This is a genomic window from Segatella copri (assembly GCF_003465495.1).
GTDB classification, from domain to species: domain Bacteria; phylum Bacteroidota; class Bacteroidia; order Bacteroidales; family Bacteroidaceae; genus Prevotella; species Prevotella copri_G.
The window spans coordinates 1-831 of sequence record NZ_QSAV01000128.1; the positions used below are offsets into that span (position 1 = coordinate 1).

Consider the following 831-nt stretch of genomic DNA (forward strand, 5'->3'; position numbering starts at 1 on the left):
ATTGCTATCACAAGGTTGGGCAGGCTGAATAGCAGAGCCAGCAGAAACAGCGTGATGGCTGTCAGAGCCCGAAAGTCTATTATTTTCATAATTCTTATCATTACTATTAACTTTTAACTGTAAACTATTAACTTTCCCAGCCCGTCCGTCGATGGTAAGTCCACGGTCCAGGTAGGCTTGTCTGCGCCTCTTCAGTTCTTCCTGTGGCAGCACTTCGTACCAATGGGGCGAGCGATAGATTTCCGACTCCTTGTCGGTGATGAAGAGCATGCGTTCTGGCGTGATACAGCTCTCGTCGTAGGGCACGCCCAGCGCCTCGCAATAGGCTCGCTGCGTCTCCTCGATAGTCATACCGATGGGCATGCGGATGTCGATGTGCAACTTCTTGCGGGCTGAGTACTCCAGATGCAGCAGGGCTCCATTCCAGATGGTGCCGCTGCAGTTCAGCTCTCGTGCCTTCTCTATCGCCTTATCCACATATTCCTTGTCGTCCACGTCGATGGTGGTTTGGAAGAGGAAGCTTTCGGGCACGGCATTTTTCTGCGAGCGTCTGTTGTCCCGGAACTGGTAGTAGTGAGCGCAGCGGAAGGGCAGCTGCTTCTTCAGTTCATCGTTACCCCCACGGATGGCAGCTACCAGGTCTGCCATCCAGGGATAAGCGATGGTCTTGTCGTAGACCGAGAGTGGCTGGGAGCTTACGCTCCCTTTATTGCCATTCTTGTACGGATTATATGCTATAATATGTTCCATCGTTTTAGAATGTTGAATTATAAATTATAATTTCTCCTTGAATCCGGCAATCAGTTCCTTGTGCTCTACCTTGAGGTAGCG

At 50.7% G+C, this 831-nt stretch carries 1 pseudogene; it reads right to left on the reverse strand.

The features are described 5' to 3' along the window. Positions 1-750, reverse strand: a pseudogene (locus DWV53_RS15405) (hypothetical protein); the annotation flags it as partial. Between the last annotated feature and the right edge of the window lie 81 nt (positions 751-831).